At 69.2% G+C, this 23,922-nt stretch carries 25 protein-coding genes and 1 pseudogene; 14 read left to right on the top strand and 12 right to left on the bottom strand.

Features of this window, described 5'->3' with window-relative positions; all coding sequences use genetic code 11:
• Positions 1–12: 12 nt before the first annotated feature.
• The 4 genes from ACFO5K_RS17470 to ACFO5K_RS17450 all read right to left on the bottom strand — a co-directional run bounded on the left by ACFO5K_RS17470 (position 13) and on the right by ACFO5K_RS17450 (position 4,186).
• Positions 13–660: a class I SAM-dependent methyltransferase gene (locus ACFO5K_RS17470; RefSeq protein ID WP_378563309.1), complete on the bottom strand. Its 648-nt coding sequence runs from the start codon at positions 658–660 to the stop codon at positions 13–15.
• Positions 657–1,901 (bottom strand): saccharopine dehydrogenase family protein, encoded by a 1,245-nt coding sequence (locus ACFO5K_RS17465; protein ID WP_378563306.1) that lies wholly within the window; start codon positions 1,899–1,901, stop codon positions 657–659. Before ACFO5K_RS17465 ends, ACFO5K_RS17470 begins: the two co-directional genes overlap by 4 nt.
• A gap of 22 nt (positions 1,902–1,923) precedes the next feature.
• Positions 1,924–3,354, bottom strand: coding sequence for an ABC1 kinase family protein (locus tag ACFO5K_RS17460; protein WP_449289685.1), 1,431 nt, complete (start codon positions 3,352–3,354; stop codon positions 1,924–1,926).
• Between the two features lie 115 nt (positions 3,355–3,469).
• Positions 3,470–4,186: a TetR/AcrR family transcriptional regulator gene (locus tag ACFO5K_RS17450; protein WP_378563931.1), complete on the bottom strand. Its 717-nt coding sequence runs from the start codon at positions 4,184–4,186 to the stop codon at positions 3,470–3,472.
• Between the two features lie 349 nt (positions 4,187–4,535).
• Between ACFO5K_RS17450 and ACFO5K_RS17445 the strand changes: the two genes are divergently transcribed.
• The 6 genes from ACFO5K_RS17445 to purU all read left to right on the top strand — a co-directional run bounded on the left by ACFO5K_RS17445 (position 4,536) and on the right by purU (position 9,402).
• Positions 4,536–5,750 carry a DUF445 domain-containing protein gene (locus ACFO5K_RS17445; protein ID WP_378563928.1) on the top strand — a complete coding sequence of 405 codons (1,215 nt, stop codon included), beginning with the start codon at positions 4,536–4,538 and terminating at the stop codon, positions 5,748–5,750.
• Positions 5,751–5,842: 92 nt separating this feature from the next.
• Positions 5,843–6,289, top strand: a complete 447-nt coding sequence (locus ACFO5K_RS17440) for a helix-turn-helix domain-containing protein (RefSeq protein WP_378563298.1) — start codon at positions 5,843–5,845, stop codon at positions 6,287–6,289.
• Positions 6,289–6,933: a heparin-binding hemagglutinin gene (locus ACFO5K_RS17435; RefSeq protein ID WP_378563296.1), complete on the top strand. Its 645-nt coding sequence runs from the start codon at positions 6,289–6,291 to the stop codon at positions 6,931–6,933. Before ACFO5K_RS17440 ends, ACFO5K_RS17435 begins: the two co-directional genes overlap by 1 nt.
• A 151-nt stretch (positions 6,934–7,084) precedes the next feature.
• On the top strand, positions 7,085–7,375 hold the full coding sequence (locus tag ACFO5K_RS17430; protein WP_378563925.1) for a DUF2516 family protein: 291 nt from the start codon (positions 7,085–7,087) through the stop codon (positions 7,373–7,375).
• Positions 7,376–7,450: 75 nt separating this feature from the next.
• The gene (locus tag ACFO5K_RS17425) at positions 7,451–8,491 is read left to right on the top strand and encodes an alpha/beta fold hydrolase (RefSeq protein ID WP_378563294.1); all 1,041 of its coding nucleotides are present in this window, start codon (positions 7,451–7,453) and stop codon (positions 8,489–8,491) included.
• Positions 8,492–8,511: 20 nt separating this feature from the next.
• On the top strand, positions 8,512–9,402 hold the full coding sequence (gene purU / locus ACFO5K_RS17420; protein WP_378563290.1) for a formyltetrahydrofolate deformylase: 891 nt from the start codon (positions 8,512–8,514) through the stop codon (positions 9,400–9,402).
• Between the two features lies 1 nt (position 9,403).
• Here purU and ACFO5K_RS17415 read toward each other — a convergent pair whose 3' ends face one another.
• Positions 9,404–9,931, bottom strand: a complete 528-nt coding sequence (locus tag ACFO5K_RS17415; protein WP_378563288.1) for a GNAT family N-acetyltransferase — start codon at positions 9,929–9,931, stop codon at positions 9,404–9,406.
• A gap of 70 nt (positions 9,932–10,001) precedes the next feature.
• Between ACFO5K_RS17415 and deoC the strand changes: the two genes are divergently transcribed.
• Positions 10,002–10,661 carry a deoxyribose-phosphate aldolase gene (gene deoC / locus ACFO5K_RS17410; RefSeq protein ID WP_378563286.1) on the top strand — a complete coding sequence of 220 codons (660 nt, stop codon included), beginning with the start codon at positions 10,002–10,004 and terminating at the stop codon, positions 10,659–10,661.
• Here the strand turns inward: deoC and ACFO5K_RS17405 are convergent.
• Positions 10,658–11,392, bottom strand: a complete 735-nt coding sequence (locus tag ACFO5K_RS17405) for an LmeA family phospholipid-binding protein (RefSeq protein ID WP_378563284.1) — start codon at positions 11,390–11,392, stop codon at positions 10,658–10,660. The genes deoC and ACFO5K_RS17405 overlap by 4 nt on opposite strands.
• Before the next feature lie 106 nt (positions 11,393–11,498).
• Here ACFO5K_RS17405 and ACFO5K_RS17400 point away from each other — a divergent pair, with 106 nt between their 5' ends.
• Complete coding sequence (locus ACFO5K_RS17400) at positions 11,499–12,107, top strand: hypothetical protein (protein WP_378563281.1); 609 nt, start codon at positions 11,499–11,501, stop codon at positions 12,105–12,107.
• On the opposite strand, the gene ACFO5K_RS17395 is transcribed toward ACFO5K_RS17400, so the two are convergent.
• From ACFO5K_RS17395 to ACFO5K_RS17385, 3 genes are read right to left on the bottom strand one after another with little or no spacing between them, the layout of a single operon-like run.
• The gene (locus ACFO5K_RS17395; protein ID WP_378563279.1) at positions 12,108–12,914 is read right to left on the bottom strand and encodes a class I SAM-dependent methyltransferase; all 807 of its coding nucleotides are present in this window, start codon (positions 12,912–12,914) and stop codon (positions 12,108–12,110) included.
• Positions 12,915–12,921: 7 nt separating this feature from the next.
• Positions 12,922–13,446: a DUF2505 domain-containing protein gene (locus ACFO5K_RS17390; protein ID WP_378563276.1), complete on the bottom strand. Its 525-nt coding sequence runs from the start codon at positions 13,444–13,446 to the stop codon at positions 12,922–12,924.
• Positions 13,447–13,494: 48 nt separating this feature from the next.
• The gene (locus tag ACFO5K_RS17385; protein ID WP_378563274.1) at positions 13,495–13,980 is read right to left on the bottom strand and encodes a DUF2505 domain-containing protein; all 486 of its coding nucleotides are present in this window, start codon (positions 13,978–13,980) and stop codon (positions 13,495–13,497) included.
• Here ACFO5K_RS17385 and ACFO5K_RS17380 point away from each other — a divergent pair.
• Complete coding sequence (locus ACFO5K_RS17380; RefSeq protein ID WP_378563271.1) at positions 13,979–15,112, top strand: UDP-N-acetylmuramate dehydrogenase; 1,134 nt, start codon at positions 13,979–13,981, stop codon at positions 15,110–15,112. The genes ACFO5K_RS17385 and ACFO5K_RS17380 overlap by 2 nt on opposite strands.
• An 87-nt stretch (positions 15,113–15,199) precedes the next feature.
• Here the strand turns inward: ACFO5K_RS17380 and ACFO5K_RS17375 are convergent, their stop codons facing one another.
• The gene (locus tag ACFO5K_RS17375; RefSeq protein ID WP_378563268.1) at positions 15,200–16,552 is read right to left on the bottom strand and encodes an MFS transporter; all 1,353 of its coding nucleotides are present in this window, start codon (positions 16,550–16,552) and stop codon (positions 15,200–15,202) included.
• Between the two features lie 155 nt (positions 16,553–16,707).
• Here ACFO5K_RS17375 and ACFO5K_RS17370 point away from each other — a divergent pair, with 155 nt between their 5' ends.
• Both ACFO5K_RS17370 and ACFO5K_RS17365 read left to right on the top strand, forming a co-directional pair.
• Positions 16,708–17,295: an NADPH-dependent FMN reductase gene (locus tag ACFO5K_RS17370; protein WP_378563265.1), complete on the top strand. Its 588-nt coding sequence runs from the start codon at positions 16,708–16,710 to the stop codon at positions 17,293–17,295.
• 5 nt (positions 17,296–17,300) lie between these two features.
• Entirely contained in the window at positions 17,301–18,761 is a 1,461-nt protein-coding gene (locus ACFO5K_RS17365) for a DHA2 family efflux MFS transporter permease subunit (protein WP_378563262.1), read from the top strand.
• Positions 18,762–18,817: 56 nt separating this feature from the next.
• Here ACFO5K_RS17365 and mscL read toward each other — a convergent pair whose 3' ends face one another.
• The gene (gene mscL / locus ACFO5K_RS17360; protein WP_378563923.1) at positions 18,818–19,255 is read right to left on the bottom strand and encodes a large conductance mechanosensitive channel protein MscL; all 438 of its coding nucleotides are present in this window, start codon (positions 19,253–19,255) and stop codon (positions 18,818–18,820) included.
• 99 nt (positions 19,256–19,354) lie between these two features.
• The gene (locus tag ACFO5K_RS17355) at positions 19,355–20,089 is read right to left on the bottom strand and encodes an SDR family NAD(P)-dependent oxidoreductase (RefSeq protein ID WP_378563259.1); all 735 of its coding nucleotides are present in this window, start codon (positions 20,087–20,089) and stop codon (positions 19,355–19,357) included.
• An 81-nt stretch (positions 20,090–20,170) separates the two neighbouring features.
• Here ACFO5K_RS17355 and ACFO5K_RS17350 point away from each other — a divergent pair, with 81 nt between their 5' ends.
• From ACFO5K_RS17350 to mshA, 3 genes and pseudogenes are all read left to right on the top strand, one after another.
• On the top strand, positions 20,171–21,004 hold the full coding sequence (locus ACFO5K_RS17350; protein ID WP_378563256.1) for an alpha/beta fold hydrolase: 834 nt from the start codon (positions 20,171–20,173) through the stop codon (positions 21,002–21,004).
• 505 nt (positions 21,005–21,509) lie between these two features.
• Positions 21,510–22,499, top strand: coding sequence for an alpha/beta hydrolase (locus ACFO5K_RS17345; RefSeq protein WP_449289684.1), 990 nt, complete (start codon positions 21,510–21,512; stop codon positions 22,497–22,499).
• Between the two features lie 126 nt (positions 22,500–22,625).
• Positions 22,626–23,907 (top strand): annotated as a pseudogene (gene mshA / locus ACFO5K_RS17340) (D-inositol-3-phosphate glycosyltransferase); the annotation flags it as partial.
• Positions 23,908–23,922 lie beyond the last annotated feature (15 nt).

Here is a 23,922-nt window from a genome sequence, read left to right as displayed (position 1 = left end):
CGCCGCGACCGGTCAGGAGGTGGCTGATGTCGGGTTCTTGGTGGCCTCGACGTACTGCATGAAACGGTGCACGCGCTGGTCGATCTCGGTCAGGCCCGCCGTGGCGAACAGGACCGGGAAGGTGTCGCGGTCGAACAGGCGCAGCCCGCTCAGTCCCGCGGCCACCGTGGCGGCCCGGCCGAACAGGGTGGGCTCGCGGTAACTGGTGGTGATGGCGATGCGCCCACCCGGCGCGAGCACCCGGATCATCTCCCGGGTGGCCGCGATCGGGTCGGGGATCAGGTACAGCGCGCCGAAACAGCAGACGGCGTCGAAGGTTCCGTCGGCGAAGGGCAGCATGCGCGCGTCACCGCGCAGGTAACCCACGCGCGGGCCGGCGTTGTCGGTGGCGGCTCTGGCCAGCATCGGCGCGGAGTAGTCCAGGCCGACGGCGTATCCGTCGCCGGTGAGGTGCTCGCTCAGGTGGCGGGTGAAATTGCCGGGGCCGCAGGCGAGGTCGAGCACCCGTTCGGGGCCGCCGAGGCGCAGTGTTTCCACGGCGTCGCGGCGGTCCTCGCCGGTGGTGCGGCCGCTGGCCAGATAGAACAGCGCCGGCCGCCACGCGTGCTCGTAGACCGCGGCCAGCGCGGGCGCGTTCATGGCCCGGCGGGCCAGGTTCACGTGCGCGAGACCTCGATGGTCATGCCCGCGCCGCGCAACCGCTCGGTGAGCGCTTCGCCCATCGCCGCGGCGGGGGTGAGCACGCCCGCGCGCTCGGGCAGCTGATCGAAGGCCAGGCACAGCCCGCTCTGGCCGAGCAGCACGGCGGTGGCCTGGTAGCCGGGGTCGCCGGTGGCGGAGAAGGTGGCCTGGTACTTGGCGCCGGAACTGGTGCGCGCGAAGGTCTTCATGGTGAACCAGCCGCTGCGGCGGGCCTTTTCGTCCGGCCCGGTGCCGGGCGCGGGCAGGATCCGGTCGAGCAGCTTGCGGCCCAGCGACACCCGCGAGAGCAGCGCGCCCGAGGCCATGCTCACCGCGATGCCACCGGCGATTCCGGCAGCCACCAGCGGCGCCGCCGCCGAGGTGCCGGCGTTCATCACCTCGCGGTATCGGAACTGCTTGCCGTAGGCCCAGCCGAGCAGGCCGTTGGTGCGGCGCACGACCTTGGTGTTGTGCGAGGCCATCACGAAGGTGGTGACCCAGCCGTCCAGGCTCGGGTCGATGCTGTCGGCGCGGGCCAGCGCCTGATCGGACTGGCGGCCCACCTGCGGTTCCATGTCGCGGTCCGGGCTCAGCGAGTACGGGTGGGCCAGGATCTTGCCGCGTGCGGAATCAGTGGCGATGTCTTCCATCATGGCGCGACCGGAATCGATGGTGCCACCGCTCATCCCGCCCTTGAGGTAGGCCACCAGGGTGGTGTCCTCGAGCTCGCCGGTGTCATCGGCCACGGTGGCGCGGTAGATCTCGTAGACGCTCAGGTCCGAGGGCACCGAGTCGTAGCCACAGGAATTCACGATCTTGGCGCCGGTGTCGACGGCGGTGCGCTCGAACTGCTCGATCGCGTCGTGGATGAACAGCGGCTCACCGGTGAGATCGGCGTAATGGGTGCCCGCCGCGGCGCACGCGCCGAGCAGCGGCATGCCGTAACGCAGGTACGGGCCCACCGTGGTGACCACCACGGTGGTGCGCTCGGCCATCGCGGCCAGCGAGGCCGGGTCGGTCGAATCGGCAACCACCAGTTCCCAGTTCGCGGCGGCGGGACCGAGGGCGGTGCGCACGGCGATGAGCTTGTCGCGCGAGCGGCCCGCCAGGGCGATCCGGGCCTCCGCCGGAGCGGCGGTGAGCAGGTATTCGGCGGTGAGCTTGCCGACGAAACCCGTGGCGCCGAACAGGATCAGGTCGAATTCGCGGTGCTGCGGCATGGCGGCCTTTCGAAAGTGATGATCAGGACTTGGCGGCCGGAGCGCCCGCCTTGCGGGCGCGCGCCTTCTTCACCGGCTTCGGCGGGTGGGTGCTGAGCCAATCATGATGGGCCAGCCCCAAATCGGTGACGGGGGGCTCGTCGTAGAGCCATTCGCGGGCGATCAGATGCCAGTTGCTGGTGCACTCGAGCTGGCCGAGCATGCCGAAGGTGAGGAAGTCGGCGCGGCGCGAGAACAGGTGCTCCGGCGGCAGATTCTGCTGCTTCATCCCGGTGAACTCGCTGGCTCGCGGGTCGACGGCGAGCAGAAACGCGCCGCTGGCCAGTTCGGGGGTGATGGTGAGTACTTCGTCGACCAGGCACCACTCCGAGGCGGCGAGCACGTACTCGAGGCATTCCTCGGCGCCGATCTCGTCAGGTGAGTCGATCACTCCGCGCTCGATCATCAACCGGCGCAGGTCTTCGGCGCGGTCCTCGGCTGCGGCCCGCAGGCACTGCTTCTCGAATTCCACCAGCTTGGGGTCCATGCGATTGAACAGGCCGAAATCCAGGAACGCGACCCGGCCGTCGCGGGCCAGCAGCACATTGCCCGGGTGCGGGTCGCCGCAGAACTCGTTGAAGGTGAACAGCGAGCCCACATAGAACCGGTAGATGATCTCGCCCACCCGGTCACGTTGCGGCGCGGGCAGTTCCCGGATCTCGTCGAAACCCGCGCCCTCGACGAACTCGCTGACCAGCACGCGAGTGGTCGACAGCTCCGGTAACGCGCTGGGCACCACGATGAACGGGTGGTCGCGGTACAGGTGCGCGATCTCGGTCTGGGTGGCGGCCTCGGCCCGGTAGTCGAGTTCGCTCTCCATGTTCAGCTTCAGCTCGTCGAGTACGGCGGGGGTGATCCACGGCATCGCCGATGCCAGCACCCGCCGGAACATGGTGAGGTTCTTCAGATCCGCGCGCACGGCCACGTCGACGCCGGGGTACTGCACCTTCACCGCCACCGCGCGCCCGTCGGGCAGGGTGGCCCGGTACACCTGGCCGATCGAGGCGGCGGCGATCGGTTCGGGATCGAATTCGGCGAACACCTCGGTCAGCGGGCGGCCGAAGTCCTCCTCGATCACCGCGCGCATGCCGTCGAAGGACACCGTCGGCGCGGCATTGCGCAACACGGCCAGGCGTTGCTGGAAGCGTTCGCGATGGGCTTCGGGGACCAGATCCAGGTCGAGCACCGACATCATCTGGCCCAGCTTCATCGCCACGCCCTTCATGGTGCCCAGCACCATCACCACCTGTTCGGTGGTGCGGATCATCGACTCCTCGGCCATCCTGGCGCGCACGGCCTCGGACCTGCCGCGCATCGACAACCTGGTCTTCTTCGAACGAATTACCGAACTAGCCGCTACCGCTCCCAGCTTCGTCCCACGGGAGAGCCGGGATGTCGGCACGTTCTTCGCCATCGAGGTACCTCCGTTGGTGCCCGGTGACGCAAGCCACAGCGCCCCGCTCGGTTCAGCGTAGCCAACCCGGCGGCGGTGTCGAGTCCGGCCTCGCTGAACCAGCGGAAAGCGCTGGTCACGGTGCAGGTGGCGGAATCTCGGGTAGTACGTGCGGCTGTGCGGTGAAGGTGGCCGGTGAGCCGCCGGCGCGAGCCACGCCCTCGATCGCGCTCCAGGCCATCATCGTGAGGTAGTCGATGACATCCTGGCGTGGCATCGCCTTCTCGGTGGTGGTCCACCAGTGCGTGGCCAGCTGGATGCCGCCGACGAGCACGTAGGACCACAGCATCGCGCCGTCGGTGCGCACGCCCTTGGCCCCCGCCCGGTCGATCAGCACCGCGGCGACGACCTCGGCGAACAGGCGCTCGAACTCCGCCAGCGAGGACTTGTCGCCCGCGGTGTTGCTCATGATGAACCGGTAGACCTCGGGGTCGTCGTCGACGGTCCCGACGTATTCGGTCATCGCGGCGCGCACCAGCTGGTACTCGTCGGCGTCGAGGTTGATCGCGCCGTACACGCGGGGCAGCAGGGTGGTTTCGATGAATCGCTGCATGGTGGCGTGGACCAGATCGTTCTTGTCCGCGAAATAGCGGTACAGCACGGTCTTGGACACGCCGATCTCGGCGGCGATCTCGTCCATGCCCGCCTGGCTGCCGCGCACCCGGATGGCGTTGAGCGTGCCGTCGACGAGTTCTTCGCGCCGGTCGATCTTGTGCTGGCGCCACCGCCGTTTGCGGCCGTCGACGGGGCCGCCGCCGCGGACGGCGGGACCTCGGGTGGTCGGCTCGCCGATCTCGACAAGGTCTTCGGTGGACAGAACAGCCCCCTTGTGATCGATGTGGCGTCTCAGGGATACAGCTTAGGCGTGCCCGTGTGGGGTGGCGCTCATTTGGTCGACGTTGGGGCATTTACCACATTTTCTCGCGTACCGGCGCGTAGGGAATGTGCCGCCGCGACGTGTCGCGGGGACCGCCACGCGGGGTAGGCGGCGGCGCGCTCACCGCCCGCACAGCAGAATGGGGGTCATGGAGAAATCTCCCGGCACCACGGCGGTTCTCACGCCGCGCACCGAGCCCGTCGCGCCGCCCGCCGGTTTCGCGGCGCTCACCGACGAGGCGGGCAAGAAACGTGACCTTTTCAAGATGAAGGCGCTGGCCACCGGATTCCTGGTGGTGGCGAGCGTGGTCTATCTGCTGTGTCAGTGGCTCGCCTCCCGCGGTGGCGGCGGCGAGTGGGTCGGTTATGTACGGGCGGCCGCGGAGGCGGGCATGGTCGGCGCGCTGGCCGACTGGTTCGCCGTGACCGCGCTGTTCAAGCATCCGCTCGGCCTGCCCATCCCGCACACCGCGATCATCCGCAAGAAGAAGGACCAGCTCGGCGAGAGTCTCGGCTCCTTCGTCGGCACCAACTTCCTGGCACCGGACGTGGTGTCGGCGCGCTTGGAATCGGCGCAGATCTCGCTGCGGGTGGGCCGCTGGATGGCTGACCCCGGGCATGCCGCGCGAGTGGCCCAGGAGAGCGCGACGCTGCTGACCGCGGTGGTGGGAGTGCTGCGTGACGAGGACGTCGAGCAGGTCATCGACAACACAATCGTCAAGCGGATCGCCGAACCGCTGTGGGGCCCGCCGATCGGGCGGGTGCTCTCGGAGATGATCGCCGACAACCGCCAGTTGCCGCTGATCGATCTGCTGGCCGAACGCGCGCATCAGTGGGCGCTGGGTTCGCAGGACACGATCGACCGGATCGTGGTGCGTGATGCGCCGCAATGGGCACCGAAATTCGTGAACACGTTGCTTTCCGAACGCATCTATCGCGAACTCGTAGAATTCACGTGGAAAGTGCGTTCGGACCCCGAACACGAACTGCGGCTGGCCGCTGATCGTTTTCTGCAGGATTTCGCCGATGATCTGCAACACGACGACGCGATGATCGCCAAGGCGGAGAAGGTCAAGGCCGAGGTGATGGGCCGCGAGCAGATCACCGGAATGGCAGAGGCCACCTGGCGCGCGGCCAAGCGGCTCATTCTGGAGTCGGCCGAGGATCCCGATTCCACGTTGCGCCGTAAGGTGGCGGAGAATGTGCAGCAGCTCGGTGAACGATTGCGTGACGATCCGGCGATGCGCGGCAAGGTCGACGGCTGGATCGATCGCGGCGCGCGTTATCTGGTCGGTAACTACAGTGCCGAGATCACTACCCTGGTGACCGACACGGTCGCGCGCTGGGATGCCGACGAAGCGAGTAAGAAGATCGAATTGCAGGTGGGCCGCGACCTGCAGTTCATCCGGATCAACGGCACGGTCGTCGGATCGCTCGCCGGCCTGGCCATCTACTCGATCTCACAGCTGCTGTTCCACTGAGCCGCGGTGGTCCGAACGAGTGCTAACTGTAGTGCTTGCAATAGCTAGCACCCTGTCCTAGTATTGACCTTACAACCGCCAGAAGGTGAGTGATGGCAGACCAGCCCGAGGGCCGTGTAGCACATGCGGCTCAAGATATCGGAGGGTTCATCAGGTCCCAGCGCGAAGCCGCGCAGGTGTCCCTGCGTCAACTCGCCACCCTGGCGGGGGTGAGCAATCCGTATCTGAGCCAGATCGAACGCGGATTGCGAAACCCCTCCGCCGAAGTACTCGCGCAGATCGCCAAGGCGCTGCGAGTTTCCTCGGAGGTGTTGTATGTGCGGGCCGGATATCTCGAACAACGTCCGCACAGCCCGGTCCGGGACGCCCTGCTCGCCGACACTTCGGTGACCGAACGGCAGAAACAGGTGTTGCTGGAAATCTATGAGTCGTTTCGCCGGGAAAACGGGGAAGAAACCGGCTCAGGGGGGAACGAACGGGACAGCGACGTTTCGTTCACGACAATTGACACTCCGCCACGCCAGGAGAGCGAAGACTGATGACCGAGAAGACCGCTACCGTGACCAAGCCCCTGTTCGCCACCGTCGGTGCCGGTGACGCCATCTACACCGTCGTCAACGACGTCGTCACCGACGTCCGCGACCGGGTGAGCGCCAACGAGGCCAAGGCCCGCGTCGAAGAGGCCCGCGAGCGCTTCGCCAACGTGCCCGCCGACGTGCAGGCCCAGTTCGACACCCTGCGCGAGCGCATCGCCGGCCTGCCCTCGGAACTGCCGGAGGACCTCGCCGAGCTGCGCGAGAAGTTCACCCCCGAGGAACTGCGCAAGCTGGCCGAGCAGTACTACCGCCAGGCCCTCGACATCTACGCCGACCTCGCCGTGCGCGGCGAAGAGACCGTCGACCGGTTGCGCACCAACCAGGCCGTCGACGAGCAGATCGGGCGCGTCGAGTCGCTGTACAAGGACGCCTCCACCCGCGCCGAAGAAGCCCTGACCAAGGTCAACGAGCTGCTGGGTCGCACCAAGGCCGAGGCTGAGGCCGCTGCCGCCGAGGCGCAGGCCGTGGTCGAGGCCGAGGTCGTCGCCGTGACCACCGAGCCGGCTCCGGCCGCGAAGGCGCCCGCCGCCAAGAAGGCCCCGGCCAAGAAGGCTCCCGCCAAGAAAGCAGCGCCCAAGAAGGCCTGACAACAGTTCGCCGTCGGGGCCCGGACGTTTGATCCAGCGCCCAAGAAAGCCTGGTAACGGTTCGCGGGCTTGATGGCCTGCGCAGGTCTCAGCAGCGGCCCCGTGCACCTCTGGTGTGCGGGGCCGCTGTTCGTATGATGGGGGTGTGAACCTGGTGCATGGAGTGACGTCGACGATTCTGCTGGTCCTGTGGCTGGTGGCCTTCGGCGCGACAGTTTTCGCCCTGATCCATGCTGTGCGGCAGCGGGCGGACGCGTTCACCGCCGTCGACAAGATGACCAAGCCGATCTGGCTCGCCATTCTCGGTGGTGCGCTGGTTTTCCTGCTGCTCGGGATGAGCGGGTTCTTCCTGATGTCGTTGATCGCGATCATCGCGACCGGTGTCTACCTCGCCGATGTGCGTCCGAAGGTCGACGAGGTGCAGCGCGGCCCGCGCTGGTAATCGCCGCGCCGGAGGGGTCGCGGTGCGTGGTACGCGGTGTTACTGTATCCAGCAGTAACACAAAGGAGTGTGCCGATGCGTGCAATGTTGCCGAAGGCGCTGGTGGACCTGGTCGACACGGTCAAGTCCGGCCTGGCGGCCCACCGAGCCGATCTGCGGACCCGGTCCCACGGGATCGCCGCCCTCGACCCGCCGACCGTGCCCCACGACGTGATCCCGGTGGTCACCGCCGACGGCGCCCGCCTGCGGGTGCACGCCTACGGCCCCGTCGACGCGCCGGTCATCGTGTTCGCCCACGGCTGGACCTGCTCGCTCGAATACTGGAACGCCCAGATCAACGCCTTCGCCGGCGAGTACCGCGTGATCGCCTACGACCAGCGCGGCCACGGCGAGAGCACCAACGGCTACGCCCGCCCGAGCACAGACCTGCTCGCCGACGACCTGTGCGACGTGCTCGACGCGGCCCTGCTGCCGGGTCAGCGCGCGGTGCTGGTCGGCCACAGCATGGGCGGGATGACACTCATCGCCTGGGCCGGTCGTTATCCCGAGCGGGTGGCCGAGCAGGCCGCCGCCGTGCTGCTCACCAACACCGGCGCGCACTCCCTGGTCGAGGTGTCGACCATGGTGCCCGGCTTGAACAAGCCGCTGCGGCTGCTGCGCGGTCGCGCCCTGCCCTCACCGGACTGGCTGGGCCGGCTGATCCTCGGTACCCCGGTGGTGATGCCCCCGATCGCCCCGGTGCGCTGGATCTTCGCCCGTCAGGTGATGACGCTGGACACCTCCCCGGAGAAGCTGAGCTACGCGCTGTCGGTGGTGCGCGGCTGTCCGATGATGACCCGGTCGCGCTACGGCCTGCTGCTGGCCGCGCTGCACCTGGGTGACGCCGCGAGCAACTTCACCGTGCCCACCACCGTGCTGGCCGGCGACCGCGACGACATGACCCCGCGCCTGCACGCCGAGCGCCTGGCCGAGCTGCTGGACAAGGCGGGCACCCTCGCCACGTTCAAGGTGCTGCCCACCGGTCACCTCGGCAATGTGGAGCGCTACGACCTGTTCAACGCCGAACTGCGTGCGGTCCTCACCGCCGCCCGCGAGCCCCTGCGCGCCCTGGCCTGAGCTCCTGCGAGGATGAGGGCATGAGCTCTGCCCCTGTGACCTCGGATGACCGCCGGTTCGTGCTGACGCTGGGCTGCCCGGACCGGCCGGGCATCATCGCCCGGATCTCGTCGTTCATCGCCGATTTCGGCGGTTCGATCGTGGAGGCCGGTTACCACTCCGACGGTGACATCGGCTGGTTCTTCACCCGGCAGGCGGTCAAAGCCGCCACGGTGCCGTTCGGCATCGACGAACTGCGCACCCGCTTCGCCGAGGTGGCCGCCGAATTCGGCCCGGAGACCGACTGGGATCTGCACGATTCCGGCGCCCGGCGCCGCGCGGTGCTGCTGGTGAGCAAGGACGGGCACTGCCTGCACGACCTGCTCGGCCGCGCCGCCGCCGGTGAACTGCCCGCCACCATCGAGGCCGTGATCGGCAACCACCCCGATCTGGCCGCGATGACCGAGGCGCACGGCGTGAAGTTCCACTATGTACCGTTCCCGAAGGACCCCGCCGAGCGTGGTCCCGCCTTCGAGCAGGTGCGTGAACTCGTCGACGCCCACGACCCGCACGCGGTGGTGCTGGCCCGCTTCATGCAGGTGCTGCCCGCCGGGCTGTGCGAGCACTGGGCGGGGCGCGCGATCAACATCCACCACAGTTTCCTGCCCTCGTTCGTCGGCGCCCGCCCCTACCACCAGGCCTACGACCGTGGGGTGAAGCTGATCGGCGCGACCTGCCACTACGTCACCGCCGAGCTGGACGCGGGCCCGATCATCGAGCAGGACGTGATCCGGGTCGATCACGCCGACGACGTGCGCGACATGGTGCGGCAGGGACGCGACATCGAGCGCGTGGTGCTGGCTCGTGGCCTGCGCTGGCACCTCGAGGGCCGGGTGCTGGTGCACGGGCGGCGCACGGTGGTGTTCGAGTGAGTCAGAGCTGGTAGAAGGGTGCGGGGTAGCGGAACTCGCCGGTGACGGCCGGATCGTAGGCGGTCAGTGTCCGGACCTGGAAGTACGGCGCCCAGTCGGCGTTGTCGGGCACGATGCCGCGCCGCGCGCCGGGCACGAAACCGAAGCGGGCGTAGTAGTCGGGATCGCCCACCAGGGCCACCACCGATTCGTCCAGCGCGTCGGCCGCGCCCAGTGCCGCGTGGACCAGGGCCGAACCGGTCCCGGACTTCTGGCGTTGCGGGTCCACGCCGAGCGGGCCCAGTGCCAGCACCGGGAACGGTCCGATCCCGGCGCGGGTGAGGCAGATGTGGCCGACCACGGTGTCGTATTCGAGCGCGACCAGCGACAGGGTCGGCATCCACGACTCGTCCTCGCGCAGCGCCTCGATGAGGCCGGGCTCGGGCGGTTCGGTGACGGCCGGGTCGCCCGCGTAGTGCGGGGCGAAGGCGGCACGGTGGACCGCGGCGATCGCCGCGGCGTCCGCAGGGGTCTCGCGACGGATCAGCACACGGTCAGTCTCCCGGATGTGGGTACGTGGGCGCAATGATGTTCTGCGCCTATGTGTCAGACTCGAATTCATGACGCCGCTGACACGGGCCGATGTGGCCGCGATGATCGACCACACGCTGCTCGCCCCGGAGGCCACCGCCGCCGACGTGGACGCCTTGATCGTCGAGGCGCGCAAGCTGGGGGTGTACGCGATCTGCGTGTCGCCGTCGATGTTGCCGGTACGCGCGCCCGGGCTGGTGGTGGCCACCGTCGCCGGATTCCCTTCGGGCAAGCATCATTCGCTGGTGAAGGGCGCCGAGGCGCGGCTGGCCGTGGACCAGGGCGCCGCCGAGGTCGACATGGTGATCGACGTGGGGGCCGCATTGGCAGGCGACTTCAACGCGGTGCTCTCGGAGGTGATCACCGTGCGCGAGGCGGTCGAGGACCGGGCCGTGCTCAAGGTGATCATCGAATCCGCCGCGCTCACCGACGCGGCGATCGTCGGGGCCTGCCGGGCCGCCGAGCAGGGCGGCGCCGATTTCGTGAAGACCTCCACCGGTTTTCACCCGGCCGGCGGGGCGAGCGCGCACGCGGTGGGACTGATGGCCGAGACCGTGGGCGGGCGGCTCGGAGTGAAGGCCAGTGGCGGGATCCGCACCGCGCAGGACGCGGCGGCGATGATCGAGGCGGGCGCCACCCGGCTGGGGTTGTCGAAATCGGCCGCGGTGCTCGACGGGTTCGCGGACTAGCAGGCGAGTTCGGCGCTGTCGCGGGCGCCGGTGCTCTCCAGGGTGGTCCGGCCGCCCTCGAGCTGCACGATCACCCCGTCGTCGGTGACCTGCACCTGGTGGGCGCGCAGACCCAGCGGGTAGCTCTGCAGGCTCTGGGTGAACGTTTCGACGATGCCCTGCACCAGGTCGGTCGGCAGGCCGATGCCCAGCAGCTGCGCCGACTTGGTCTCCACCTCCACATTGCCGTTGCGGACCATCGGCTGCACCTGCAACTGGGCCAGCCCGCCGAGCACATCCAGGGTGATCAGCTCGGTGGCCGCCGAGGAGCTCACCCCGCTCACCATGGTGCTCAGCGTCTGCCGGATTCCCTCGTTGTCCCAGGTCACCTCGGCATCGGAGCTGCCGATGGTGGCGCCGCCGCGGCCGCGGTCGACCAGCTCGATGTCTTCGAAGTTCGCGTGCACCACCATGCCCTGCGCCGGACCGAACTTGTTGTCCTGGCTCTCGATGTTCACCGAGCCGACCTTGCCGTCGAGGTAGGTGATCAGCATCGGTTTCGGGCCGAAGCTCACATCGATGCTCGAGCCCATCTCCTGCTCGAACTGGCCGCTGATACAGCGGGAGATCTGGTGCCGGGCATAGGCTTCGGTGCCCGCGAGAGCGGCCACGAGTAGCACGGCGACCACGGCCAACGCGATCACCAGCGTGCGCCGACCGACTTTCGGGCGTCCGGGTGTCTGCGTGCTCATACCATCGGATTCTTCCCGAACTTTCTGTGTCTGCTCTGAGGACGGGATGAAAGCCTGGCCCGCAAAGTGTGACCTGCCGCACTCCCGGCGGCGTAGCCTGGTTCCCATGGCTGGCGATGCGGCGCGGCGGTTGGCGGGGACCGCGGATCATCGGTGGCGGGTGCTGCGCCGGCTGGCCGAGCGGCACGCGGGGTTCTTCACCACCAGGCAGGTCCTGCGCACCGGGTGTGAACTGCGGGTCCGGGCGGCGCTGGCCGATGGGTCGGTCACCAGGTCGGGGGTGGGGATGCTGCGGCTGGCGCAGTGGCGGGCCGGGCCGCTCGACGAGTACGCGATGTGGGCGGCCTGGTTCGACGGGGCGGCGGCGGTGTCGTATCAGAGCGCGGCCGAACTGCACGGAATCGGCCGGTTGCAGCCGCGGTTCCTGCACCTGTCGGTGTCGGCGGGGCGGCCACCGTTGACGCCACGGTTGGTGCTCACCCGCCGCAAGCTCGCGGCGCCCGAGGTCGAATCGGCCGGTCCGTTCCTGGTCACCACGCCCGTACGGACGCTGCTCGACCTGGCCGAAACCGAGATCTCCCAGACGGCACTGGACGAAGTGGTGGCCGACGCGGTCGCCATCCACCGTTGCGACATCGACGAGATCCGCCGAGGTGGGCGGCAATTGGCCCCGCGTGCGGCCGGGCGGGTGCGGCGGGCGTTGCACGGGCTCTGATCAGCCGTTGGGCGCGACGATCTCCCACGGCACCGACAACACACAGTCCCGCATCCGGCGGGAGTAGTCGCGTACCGGAAAACCGTTGGCGCGCAACAGCTCCGCGGTGCGACGCCAGCGGATGCGTGGTCCGTAGGGTGCCAGTGCGGCGCTGCGCTCCCAGGCCCGGTCGGCCGCGGCGAGCAGGGCGTGCACCGGTTCGCCGGCGACATTGCGGTGGATCAGCACCTTCGGCAACCGCTCGGCGATGTCGGACGGACGCTCGACGGTGAACGGGTCCCAGGCCAGCGTCAGCGAGAGCGGACGATGCCGGTCGAGCAGTACCCAGGCACAGCGGCGGCCGAGCTCGTCGCAGGTGCCGTCGACCAGCAGACCCTCGGGCGCCAGATTCGACTGGATGCGGGCCCAGGCATCGGGCACGGCGGCTTCGGGGTACTGACGCAACACATTGAACGCGCGGACGAGCACCGGGCGCAGACCGGCCAGTTCGAAACCGCCGCGGGCGAAGCGCACGCCGTCACGGCCGGGCACCACCCTGGCCGGGTCGATCTCGAGGCCCACCACCCGCAGATCGGGGCGCACCGTGCGCAGCCGCGCGGCCAGTTCGAAGGTGGTCCAGGGCGCGGCGCCGTAACCGAGGTCGACCACCAGCGGGTCGGGAGCCTCCCGCAGGCGGGTGGCGACGAGGCCGTCGTTGACGAGCCAGCGGTCGCTGCGCCGCAACCGGTTGACACCGGTGGTGCCGCGGGTGATCGTGCCGACCGGCGCCGAACTCCTGCGGCTCGGAAGGGAGCCGGCGATGGTCAAGGTTGTCTCAGACCGTCTTCTTCGCGGGGTCGCCCAACCAGCGCAGGGTTTCCTCCTGCTCGGCGCGGAACAGGTCGACCAGGTTCACCAGCATCAGCTGTTCCAGGCGCGGACCGACCATCGGGATGAACACCTTCGCGACGGGGGAGAAACGCATGGTGGCGCCGGTGTCGGTGGGGAACAGCCGGATGGTGCCGTTGAGGCTGCCCGGACCGGCCGGGATGGAGGCGGAGAACTTGCCCTCGGTCTCGTCGTGGGCGAAGGGCCCCCAACTCTCCTTGCGGGTGATCACCATGTCCTTGCGCATCACGGTCTGGGCGATCTCGGGCAGCATCTCGCGCGGCAGGGTGTGTGCGAGCTCCACGTCGATGCCGTCGTCGCTCACCTCGTGGCGGATCACCTCGTTGTGCGGCGCGTGCTTACGCATCTCGGCGACGCGGGCTTCCCAGTAGTCCCGGCTCTGCAACGCCGCGTACAGCTCTTCGGTGGTGTGCAGCGGGTAGCGAGCGGAGTAATCCAGTCGACGTGCCATGGACGGACACGTTACCGGGGCGCCTTTCGCGGGCGCCCCGGACCGGTGTCACTTCGTGGTGAGCCACTGTTCGGTGAAGGTTGCTTCGTTTGCGAGCAGTTCCAGCAGGTGCTCGGAGATGGCGGCTTCGATCTTGCCGCCGAACAGCGGGATCTTCACCTCGATGCTGCCGTTCACGGTGGCGACGGCGCCGCTGTCCTGCGGCGACAGGGTGACGGTGCCGCGCACGATCGCGGGCGCGCCGTCGACGTGGGCTTCGAAGGTGCCCTCGGTACCGGTGTAGTTCTCGGTGCGCGGGATCACCAGGTCGCCGGGGCGGACCGCGGTGATCGCGGGCGGGAGCTGGTCGGCGGGGATGGACTGCACCAGCTGGATGCGGACGTTGTCACCGTCGACGGCGAAGGCGTCGAGCCGGGCGCCGGGTCCGCCGACCTCGGCGATGCGGGCCTTCCAGTACTGCTCGTCGGAGTACGCCGCGCGCACCGCATCGACGGAATGGGAGTAGCTGGCCGTGAACGCCAGAGGTGTAGCCATGCTCGACACGGTACCGTCTTCTGACGTGCGAACAACACGGACGGTGTCCCCCGATCAGCTGCGTGACCTGCTTGCCGAGACCGGCGCGGTGGTGCACGATTCGGTGCGTTTGTCGGAACTGACGACCTTGCGGGTCGGCGGGCCCGCACTGGTGGCCGAGTGCGGCAGCACCGAGACGCTGGTGGCCACCGTGCGGGCCCTGGACGCGGCGGGGATCGCGGTGCTGCTGGTCGCGGGCGGATCGAACCTGCTGGTCGACGACGCCGGCTTCGACGGTGTGGTGGTGCGGGTGGCCACCACCGGGGTCGAGTTCGGCGCCGACGGCGTCACCGCCGAGGCGGGCGCGAACTGGGACGAACTCGTCGCCGCGACGGTCGGCCAGGGGCTGGGCGGGCTCGAGTGCCTGTCGGGGATCCCCGGCTCGGTGGGGGCGACGCCGGTGCAGAACGTGGGTGCCTACGGCGTGGAGGTGGAGTCGCTGCTGCGCCGGGTGCGGCTGCTGGACCGGGCCACCGGTGCGGTGCGCTGGGCCGCGCCCGCCGAGCTCGGGTTCGGGTACCGCACCAGTGTGCTCAAGCACAGCGACGCCGCCGTGGTGCTGGCCGTGGAACTCGGGCTCGATCCCTCGGGAATGAGCGCGCCGTTGCGCTACGGCGAGCTGGCCAGGGTGCTCGGGGCGGAAGCCGGTGACCGGCGGCCCGTCGCGCGGGTGCGCGAAGAGGTGCTGCGGTTGCGGGCGGGCAAGGGCATGGTGCTCGACGCGGCCGACCACGACACCTGGAGCGCCGGGTCGTTCTTCACCAACCCGGTGGTGACCGACGATCGGTTACCGCAGGTAATGGCCGCGATCACCGCCCACCTGGGTGAGGTGAACGTGCCGACCTATCCGGCGCCCGAGGGCGCGAAGCTCTCGGCGGGCTGGCTCATCGAGCGGGCCGGCTTCGCGAAGGGCTTCCCCGGCGAACAGTCCCCGGCGCGGCTGTCGACCAAACACACCCTGGCGCTGACCAACCGGGGCGCGGCGAACGCGGCCGACATCGTGGCGCTGGCCCGCACGGTGCGCGACGGGGTGTACGAGCGGTTCGGGGTGCTGCTCGAACCGGAACCGGTGACCGTCGGCGTCAACGTGTGAGTGCGCACGCTCGTCTCGCTCACGATGGAAACTCAGCACCGGTGCCGGCGCACACGTGGTCGGGCTTCAGTGCGTTCCGGCTGACGTTCAGGCGTAAGCGGTGGTCGGCCACCGGGGGTGGTCGGGGTCGATGACGTAGGTGTGGGTGTGTCGGTAGTGGCGGGGGCCGACCTTGACGGCGTCGGCGAGGATGGCGGGATCGACCGTGCCGAGTTCGTGGGTGTGGGTGATCTCGGCCGGGTCGTGCCGGGGCCACAAGCGCACTGCGGCCGCCGCGCCGAGAGCCGCGATCACGGCGAGGGTGGCCCAGGTGGTGGTGAAGCCCGCGGTGGTGGCCAACCAGCCGGTGATCGGGTAGGTGATCAGCCAGGCGAGGTGCGACAGCGAGAACTGGGCGGCGAACAGGGCGGGGCGGTCCTCGGGGCGGGCCGAGCGGCGCAGCACCCGGCCGGTGGGGGTCAGGATCAGCCCGGTGCCCGCGCCGATCAGGGCCCACACGGTGAGGGCGGCGGCCCAGCGCCAGTCACCGCTGCCCGCGATCGACAGGGCGATGGCGGAGGTCAGCCCGGCGGCGAGGACGGCGGCACCGGTGAGCATCACCGGACGCTCACCCCGGCGCTCGAGCACCCGCGGCAGTGTCAGCGCGACGAGCATCGTGCCCAGGCCGTTCGCCGCGAGCAGCAGGGCCACGCCGGATTGGCTGGCGCCGAGCACGTCTCGCGCGTAGTTCACCGTGTTGACCATCACCACCGAACCGGCGGCGGCCACCACCAGGTTCAGTCCGAGCAGTCCGCGCAGGCGCGGGGTCGCGGCGAACAGGCGCAGGCCGGCGGCGAGGCGTTCGGTGATCGCGCCCGCGCCGACCGCCGCGTTCGGGATGTGCGCGGCCAGTACCAGGGCGACCGAGACGGCGAAGCCGATGCCGGTGCCGACGAACAGCCAGTGGAAGCTGATCACGCTCAGGGCCAGTGCGGCCAGCATCGGGCTGAGCAGGGTTTCCATGGTGGCGGCCAGCTGGGCGGCCGACAGCGCTCTGGTGTAGTCCCGTTCGTCGGGCAGGATGTCGGGCAGTACGGCCTGGTAGGTGGGGGTGTAGGCGGCCGAGGCGATCTGCAGCAGGGTGATCAGCACGTAGATCTGCCAGATCTGGTCGACGAACGGTAGCGCGAGCACGATCGCCCCGCGAATGGCGTTGAGTGCCACCAGGAATTGTCTGCGCGGCAATTTCCCGGCGTACGCGCCGGCGATCGGCGCCACGGTCACGTAGGCGATCATCTTCAGCGTCAGGGCGGTGCCGAGCACGATGGCGGCGTTCCCGCCGGCCAGTTCGTAGGCGAGCAGTCCGAGCGCGACGGTGGTGAGACCGGTGCCGAACAGTGCCGCGACCTGGGCGGTGAACAGCAGTCGGTAGTCGCGGTGGGCGAACAGTGTCGAGGTCATGGCGCCGGCCCTTCCTGAGGCTGCTTATCTGCGTATGAATGCAATAAGCGATATACAGGCGTGAATATTCCTGCGACTTGACCTGAAGTTATGTTGAGGTACCACCGTGGAGCGCACCGGCGGCCGAACAGCCGCCCACGACGAGAAGGAACGTCATGAGCGCCACGATCGAACACGTCAACACCGCCGCCGAACCCTTGCGGGTGGCCGTCGTCATCGGCAGCACCAGGCCGGGGCGTTTCGGGCCGACCGTCGCCGACTGGTTCGTCCGCCAGGCCAGGATCCGCGACGCACTGACCGTCGACATCGTCGACACCATGACGACCGAACTACCGCACGCCTTCGGCGCCGAGGCACACCCGTCGGTCGCCGAGGCCACCGAAAAGCTCTCCCGCGCCGACATGTTCGTGGTGGTCACCCCCGAGTACAACCACAGCTACCCGGGCACGCTGAAGAACTTGATCGACAGCCACCACACCGAATGGCAGGCCAAGCCGGTCGGTTTCGTCTCCTACGGCGGCATCTCCGGCGGCCTGCGCGCCGTGGAGCACCTGCGGCCGGTCTTCGCCGAACTGCACGCGGTGACGGTGCGCGACAGCGTCTGCTTCCCGAACCCGTGGGGCCGTTTCGACGGCACAGCCGACCCGCACGCCGAGGCCGCCGCCGCGACCATGCTCGACCAGCTGATCTGGTGGGGCGAGGCACTGCGCACCGCCCGCGCGATCCGCCCGTACGGGAAGTGACGGCCGTGCTCACCGAAGCCCCCGCGGCCCCGGCCCGCAATCCGACGCGGATTGCCCTGGTCCTGGTGGTCGGCATGATCATGGCGACTCTGGATCAGACCATCGTGAACGTGGCCATCCACCGGCTCTCGGCCGAGTTCCACGCCGACCTGCACACCATCCAGTGGGTGGCCACCGGCTACTCACTGGCCCTCGGCGCGGTGGTGCCGACCTCGGCGTGGCTGGTCGGGCGAGTGGGTGCCAAACGGCTCTACCTGCTGGCGATCGCCGCGTTCGCGGTCGGTTCGGTACTGGCCGGACTGGCGTGGAATATCGAGTCGCTCATCGCCTTCCGGCTCGTACAGGGTGCCTCGGGCGGGCTGCTCATGCCGGTGGGCATGACGATCCTGCTGCGCGCGGCCGGACCCGAGCGCCTGGGTCAGCTGATGAGCACCCTCGGTCTGGCCATTCTGGTCGGCCCGCTGCTCGGTCCAGTGATCGGCGGCTACCTCATCGACGAGGTGTCGTGGCGGTGGATGTTCTTCATCAATCTGCCGCTCGGCGTGCTGGTGCTGGTGCTGGTTTCCAGGGTGGTGCCCGATGACGCGCCGGAACCGGCGCGGGCCCTCGACATCCGGGGACTGCTGCTGATGTCACCCGGGTTGGCGCTGGTGATCTACGGGGTGACCGCGGCGGGCGAGCAGTCCGGCTTCGCCACCCCGGCGGTGCTGATCCCGCTGCTGGCCGGTGCCGGGCTCATCGCCGCCTTCGTGCGGCGGTCGCTGCGAGTGCCGGTGCCGCTGCTGGATCTACGGGTGCTCGGCAACCGCACCACCGGCACCTCCGCCGTCCTGCTCGCGGTGTTCGCGGGCGGCTACTTCGGGTCGATGCTGTTGCTGCCGTTGTACTTCCAAGTAGTGCGAGGTGAATCAGCGCTGGTGGCGGGTGCGCTGGGCATTCCGTTCGCGCTGGCCTCCGGGGCGACGATGCAGGTGGCCGGCCGGTTGATCGACCGGATTCCGCCCGGTCGCTACCTGCCCGCCTCGATCACGGTGGCGCTCACCGGTTTCGTGCTGTTCATCGTCCAGCTCGACGCGGACGCGCCGTACTGGGCACTGGGCCTGACCATGGTGCTGATGGGCGCGGGCGGCGGCGGCACGCTCATGCCGGTAATGACCACCGCGACCCGGCCGCTGAGCCGCGAACAGCAACCAGCCGGATCGACGGTGCTGAACATGATCAGCACCACCGCGATGGCCGTCGGCACGGCGGTGGCTTCGGTGACACTGGGCGCACTGCTCCCGGTGACCGGCGGGCTCCAGGCGCTGCACGCCATGGCGCCGGACCAGCGGGCCGACCTGGCGCCGGCCTTGGCCGAGGCGTTTCAGCACACCTATCTGATCGCGCCGGTGCTGATCGGGTTGGCACTGGTGCCCGCGCTGCTCCTCCCGCGACGGCGAGTCACCGAGTCCCACGCGGGCCGGTGATCAGCGAGTCGCAATCGCATCTGATGTACCGGGCCGCACACCATCGGCCCGGTACGTCAGTTGGACTCGTTGGCGCGTTCCTGGCTCAGCTTCTCGCTCTGATCGGCGCTGAGACCCTGCTGCTTGGCCAGCAGGTCGCGGATCTCGATGAGCAGCTCGGTCTCGGTCGGCTCGGCGGCCTTGGTGGTGCCGAACTTGTTCTTCAGGGTCTTCATCGGCAGCATCAGCACGAAGTACAGGACCGCCGCGACCATCACGAAGTTGATGAACCCGGTGATGATCGGACCGACCGCGATGAAGGTGGCCGGCTTGTCGGCCACCAGCTGGAACCCGAGGCCCAGTTCGTTGCTGGAGCCGAACACCGCCAGCAGCGGGTTGATGATGCCCTTGGTCACCGAGGTGACGACGGCGGTGAAGGCGGTGCCCATCACCACGGCCACGGCCAGGTCCAGAGCGTTGCCGCGCATCAGGAAATCTTTGAAGCCGTCGAGCATGGACTTCACTGGGCGCATCGGCGTAACTCCTAGATCTGGCTATCGGCAAACACGGTGATGGTAACTGCTGTCATAAGTGCTGGCGAACCTGTAGCAAGCTCAATTCCGGCGGGCGAAACTGCCCGGGCCCGCCTGGTCGCGCGGCTTGACGACGATGGTGTCGAGATTCACGTGCGCGGGGCGAGTGGCCACGAAGCCGACGATCTCGGCGATGTCGCGGGCATAGAGCGGGTCGATGCCCTCGTAGACCTTCGCGGCCCGCTCGGCGTCACCGTCGAAACGGACCAGGGAGAACTCGGTCTCCACCGCGCCGGGCGCGATCTCGGTGAGCCGGACCGGTTGACCGAGCAACTCACCGCGCAGCGTGCGGTGCAACACCGCCTGGGCGTGCTTGGCCGAGGTGTAGCCCGAGCCGTTCTCGTAGGCGTACATGGCCGCGATCGAGGTGACGGTGACGATCAGACCGTCACCCGAGGCGATCAGCTTGGGCAGCAGTGCCTTGGTGACGCGCAGGGTGCCCAGCACATTGGTTTCCCACATCCAGCGCCAGTCGTCGAGGTCGGCCTCGAGCACCGGGGCCAGGCCCTTCGCCCCACCCGCGTTGTTGACCAGCACATCGACCTCGGCGATGCCGTCGCCGAACGCGCGCACCGACTCCTCGGAGGTGACGTCGAGTTCCCAGGCGGTGCCGCCGATCTCCTCGGCGAGGCGGCGCACCCGGTCGAACCGGCGCGCCCCCACATGGACGTGATATCCCCGCTCGGCCAGTTCCCGGGCGGTGGCTTCGCCGATACCCGAGCTGGCTCCGGTGACGACGGCGTGGCGAGTGCTCATGTCCGTTGATCCTATGCGTCCCGTGAGCCGCCCGGCCATGGCTCGGATCACCCCCTGACGGTTCGGCGTTAGCCTGTCGGCATGGCTATTCGTGATGTGGTCGGCGCCGACGGAACCGGGATCGTCTACCGGGTGAGCGGCCCGGAGAACGGCACGCCCCTGGTGCTCCTGCACGGTTGGGCGGGCAACCTGCGCTGCTGGGGTGCGGCCGCCGACGATCTCGCCGAGCGTTACCGGGTGATCGCCGTCGACCTGCGCGGGCACGGCTACTCCGATGACCCCGGCACCGGATACGACGACCCGAAGGCGTGGGCCGGCGATGTGGCCGCCGTGCTGGCCGCCGAGGGGATCGACGCAGGCGCGGTGCTGCTGGGCTGGTCCTACGGCGGCATCGTCGCCACCGACTACCTCGCGACCTACGGCACCGGCGCCGTCGCGGGCGTCGTCTACTGCGGCGCCCCCGCCCACGTCGGCCGGGGCGTGCCGGGCGCGGCGCCCGGTCCGGCCATGGAGAAGGCCATTCCCGGCGTGTTCGAGGAGGCCGCCGGACGGGCGGTGCGCGCGTTCGCCGTGTTCGGCAACGCGAACACCGGGCCGGGTGAGGACAAGGGCGCCGATGCCCAGCGGTTGTTCGGCGGCAGCCTCGCCACCGCGCCGTCGGTACGTAAGGCGCTGTTCTACCGCACGATCGACAACACCGAAACCCTGCGCGCGCTCGATGTCCCGGTGCTGGTGCTACACGGCACCGCCGATCCCGTGGTCCCGCCCGCCAATGGGCAGTACATCCTCGACAACGCTCCCGACGCGCGTGGTTCGTTCTGGGAGGGCGCCCAGCACGGCCTGTTCATCGAGGACCGTGCGCGCTTCGTCGCCGAGGTCAGCTCGTTCATCGATGGTGTGGTCCACGCCGAATAGCCGTGTGCTCCGGAATACGACCGGCTGCGGCGTGGCTGCCGGGTGTGCTGTCGACTGACGGCGCACCCGGATCGGCGTACTGCCCTGGCGGAGTAATTTCGCGAATCCGTGCTGCGCACAGCAGTTTTCGTATCGGTGCCGCCGGAATATCCCGGTGGGATTCCGGAAAACCCGTTCCCGCCGGTGAATCGGCGAACCTGATTCCGGCCACGTCGATATCCGGAATGATCTTTTCGAACCGTGGTGCTCGCCTCGGGATCGTGCCCGTCCGCGCAGCGTATGACGTGTGAGCGTGACCTCCCGGGCGATAGCGTGGGTTGGTGTACACGCCAACGTGATCGGCCCGTGATTGTCGCCCGGGCACTTACCTTGCATTCACGCACAGGGGTACCGAAAGTCTTCTGGGGATCGTCACAAAATCTCACCGAATCCGTGTGTAGCGTTCGGGAATGTCGTTTGATCGCTGACAGAGAAAAGGATTCGGCGACGAGATCGGAGTTCGATGATGTCTTGTCGAGCAGCAGGCGCTCGAATCGTCATCGCGGTACTGGCCGCACTGTGCACCACGGTCGGAGCGGGACCGAGCGCCGTCGCCGCCCCCGCCGAAGCGCACATCGACGACCGGCGCACCGAGCCCGACCGGACCATCGACATCGGGGTCTACTCACCGGCGATGGACACCGTCAACCGGGTACGGGTGCTGCGCGCGGCCGACCCCGCCACACCCGCGCCCACCCTGTACCTGCTCAACGGCGTCGGCGGTGGGGCCGACGGGAACTGGCTCGACCGCACCGACGTGGTGGAGTTCTTCGCCGGCAAGCAGGTCAACGTGGTGATCCCGTTCGGCGGGGCGGGCAGCTACTTCGCCGACTGGCACCGCGAGGACCCGGTGCTGGGTAAACAGCGCTGGGCCACCTTCCTCACCGAGGAACTGCCCCCGGTGATCGACGCGGAATTCGGCGGCACCGGGGCCAACGCCATCGCGGGGCTGTCGATGGCCGGCACTTCGGTGTTCCAGCTCGCGCTCGCCGAACCGGGGCTGTACCGGGCGATCGGGTCCTACAGCGGCTGCGTGCGCACCAGTGACCCGCGCGGACAGGCGATCGTGCGCACTGTGGTCGGCAGCCGGCTCGGCAACGCGGCCAACATGTGGGGCCCGCCCACCGACCCGGCCTGGTCGGCCAACGACCCCTACCTGCACGCGGAGACATTGCGGGGCACCGAGGTGTACATGTCCTCCGGCACCGGGATCCCCGGCCCGCACGACACCCTCGCCGCGCAGCCGGACCCGGCGCAACTGGCCTACCAGTTGCTGTTCGGGTCGACGCTGGAAGCCGTCACCCACCTGTGCACCCAGCAGCTGCGCGACCGGTTGCAATCGCTGGGCATCCCCGCGACGGTCGAACTGCGGCCCACCGGCACCCACTCGTGGGGTTACTGGGAGGAGGATCTGCACAAATCGTGGCCAGTGTTCGAGGCGGCGCTGAACCGGTGAGCGGCCGTTGAGCGTGACGGCCGAAAACCGCTCGCGGTGGCGGCTCCGATCCGCGATGCTGGATCCCGAACAGCGCGTGAACCCACCCACAGAACCGCTGTGACAGCCGTCACCGATCCCGCTGGGATGGGCGTCGACGGCGTCGCGGCGTGCACACTGGAAGGTGTGAGTCAGCGTCGTCCCGATCTTTCGCCCCGCCGCGTCGCGGTGCTCTCGGTGCATACCTCCCCGCTGGCGCAGCCCGGAACAGGTGACGCGGGCGGCATGAACGTCTACGTGCTCAACACCGCGCTCGAACTGGCCGAACGCGGCACCGAGGTGGAGATCTTCACCCGCGCGACCTCGTCGGAACTGCCGCCGGTCGCCGAAGCCGGCCCCGGCGTGATCGTGCGCCACGTGGTCGCCGGACCGTTCGAAGGTCTCGACAAACACGAGCTGCCCACCCAGCTGTGCCCGTTCACCGCCGAGGTGCTGCGCCAGGAAGCGCGCCACGCGCCCGGCCACTACGACCTCGTGCACTCGCACTACTGGCTCTCGGGCCAGGTCGGCTGGCTCGCCCGCGACCGCTGGCGGGTGCCACTGGTGCACACCGCGCACACGCTGGCCGCGGTGAAGAACGCCGCCCTCGCCGAAGGCGACACCCCGGAACCCGAGACCAGGGTGATCGGGGAGAAACAGGTGATCGCCGAAGCCGACCGGCTCGTCGCCAACACCGCCGACGAGGCCCGTCAGCTGGTCGATCTCTACGGCGCCGCACCCGAGCGCATCGACGTGGTGCCGCCCGGCGCCGACCTGACCCGCTACCGGCCCGGCGACAAGCTCGCCGCCCGTGCCGAACTCGGGTTGCGGGCCGACGAGCAGATCGTCGCGTTCGTCGGGCGCATCCAGCCGCTCAAAGCGCCCGACGTGCTGGTGCGCGCCGCCGCCGAACTACTGGCCCGCGACACCGGCCGCCGGCTGCGCGTGCTGATCGTCGGCGGACCCTCGGGCACCGGCTTGGCGCGCCCGGACGCGCTCATCGACCTCGCCGCGAGCCTCGGCATCGCCGAACAGGTCACCTTCCTGCCGCCGCAGCCCGCCGACCGGCTCGTGCAGGTGTATCGCGCCGCCGACGTGGTCGCGGTGCCCAGCTACAACGAATCCTTCGGCCTGGTGGCCGTGGAAGCCCAGGCCAGCGGCATTCCGGTGCTCGCCGCCGACGTGGGCGGCCTCGGCACCGCCGTGCGGCACCGCGAATCGGGCCTGCTGGTCCCCGGCCACCGCACCCCCGACTGGGCCGACGCGCTGGCCGCCCTGCTCGACGACCGCGACCGGCTCACCCGGATGGGCGCCACCGCGGTCGAACACGCGAGCCGGTTCTCCTGGGCGCACACCGCCGAGGGTCTGCTCGACAGCTACGCTGCCGCGATGGCGGGGTTTCGCG

Source organism: Nocardia halotolerans (assembly GCF_042650145.1).
Classification (GTDB): domain Bacteria; phylum Actinomycetota; class Actinomycetes; order Mycobacteriales; family Mycobacteriaceae; genus Nocardia; species Nocardia halotolerans.
The sequence above is the reverse complement of the archived record's forward strand: the minus strand, read 5'-3'. Positions and strand labels throughout refer to the sequence as shown.

Coding starts and splice junctions, on each gene's coding strand:
- ACFO5K_RS17390 (WP_378563276.1), bottom strand. CDS start 13,446: ATGGCACGTCGACTGGATTACTCCGCTCGCTACCCGCTGCACACCACC.
- ACFO5K_RS17460 (WP_449289685.1), bottom strand. CDS start 3,354: ATGGCGAAGAACGTGCCGACATCCCGGCTCTCCCGTGGGACGAAGCTG.
- purU (WP_378563290.1), top strand. CDS start 8,512: ATGAGCTCTGCCCCTGTGACCTCGGATGACCGCCGGTTCGTGCTGACG.
- ACFO5K_RS17465 (WP_378563306.1), bottom strand. CDS start 1,901: ATGCCGCAGCACCGCGAATTCGACCTGATCCTGTTCGGCGCCACGGGT.
- ACFO5K_RS17435 (WP_378563296.1), top strand. CDS start 6,289: ATGACCGAGAAGACCGCTACCGTGACCAAGCCCCTGTTCGCCACCGTC.
- ACFO5K_RS17375 (WP_378563268.1), bottom strand. CDS start 16,552: ATGACCTCGACACTGTTCGCCCACCGCGACTACCGACTGCTGTTCACC.
- ACFO5K_RS17380 (WP_378563271.1), top strand. CDS start 13,979: ATGCTCGACACGGTACCGTCTTCTGACGTGCGAACAACACGGACGGTG.
- ACFO5K_RS17355 (WP_378563259.1), bottom strand. CDS start 20,089: ATGAGCACTCGCCACGCCGTCGTCACCGGAGCCAGCTCGGGTATCGGC.
- ACFO5K_RS17370 (WP_378563265.1), top strand. CDS start 16,708: ATGAGCGCCACGATCGAACACGTCAACACCGCCGCCGAACCCTTGCGG.
- ACFO5K_RS17350 (WP_378563256.1), top strand. CDS start 20,171: ATGGCTATTCGTGATGTGGTCGGCGCCGACGGAACCGGGATCGTCTAC.
- deoC (WP_378563286.1), top strand. CDS start 10,002: ATGACGCCGCTGACACGGGCCGATGTGGCCGCGATGATCGACCACACG.
- ACFO5K_RS17445 (WP_378563928.1), top strand. CDS start 4,536: ATGAAGGCGCTGGCCACCGGATTCCTGGTGGTGGCGAGCGTGGTCTAT.
- mscL (WP_378563923.1), bottom strand. CDS start 19,255: ATGCTCGACGGCTTCAAAGATTTCCTGATGCGCGGCAACGCTCTGGAC.
- ACFO5K_RS17405 (WP_378563284.1), bottom strand. CDS start 11,392: ATGAGCACGCAGACACCCGGACGCCCGAAAGTCGGTCGGCGCACGCTG.
- ACFO5K_RS17440 (WP_378563298.1), top strand. CDS start 5,843: ATGGCAGACCAGCCCGAGGGCCGTGTAGCACATGCGGCTCAAGATATC.
- ACFO5K_RS17400 (WP_378563281.1), top strand. CDS start 11,499: ATGGCTGGCGATGCGGCGCGGCGGTTGGCGGGGACCGCGGATCATCGG.
- ACFO5K_RS17385 (WP_378563274.1), bottom strand. CDS start 13,980: ATGGCTACACCTCTGGCGTTCACGGCCAGCTACTCCCATTCCGTCGAT.
- ACFO5K_RS17345 (WP_449289684.1), top strand. CDS start 21,510: ATGTCTTGTCGAGCAGCAGGCGCTCGAATCGTCATCGCGGTACTGGCC.
- ACFO5K_RS17425 (WP_378563294.1), top strand. CDS start 7,451: ATGCGTGCAATGTTGCCGAAGGCGCTGGTGGACCTGGTCGACACGGTC.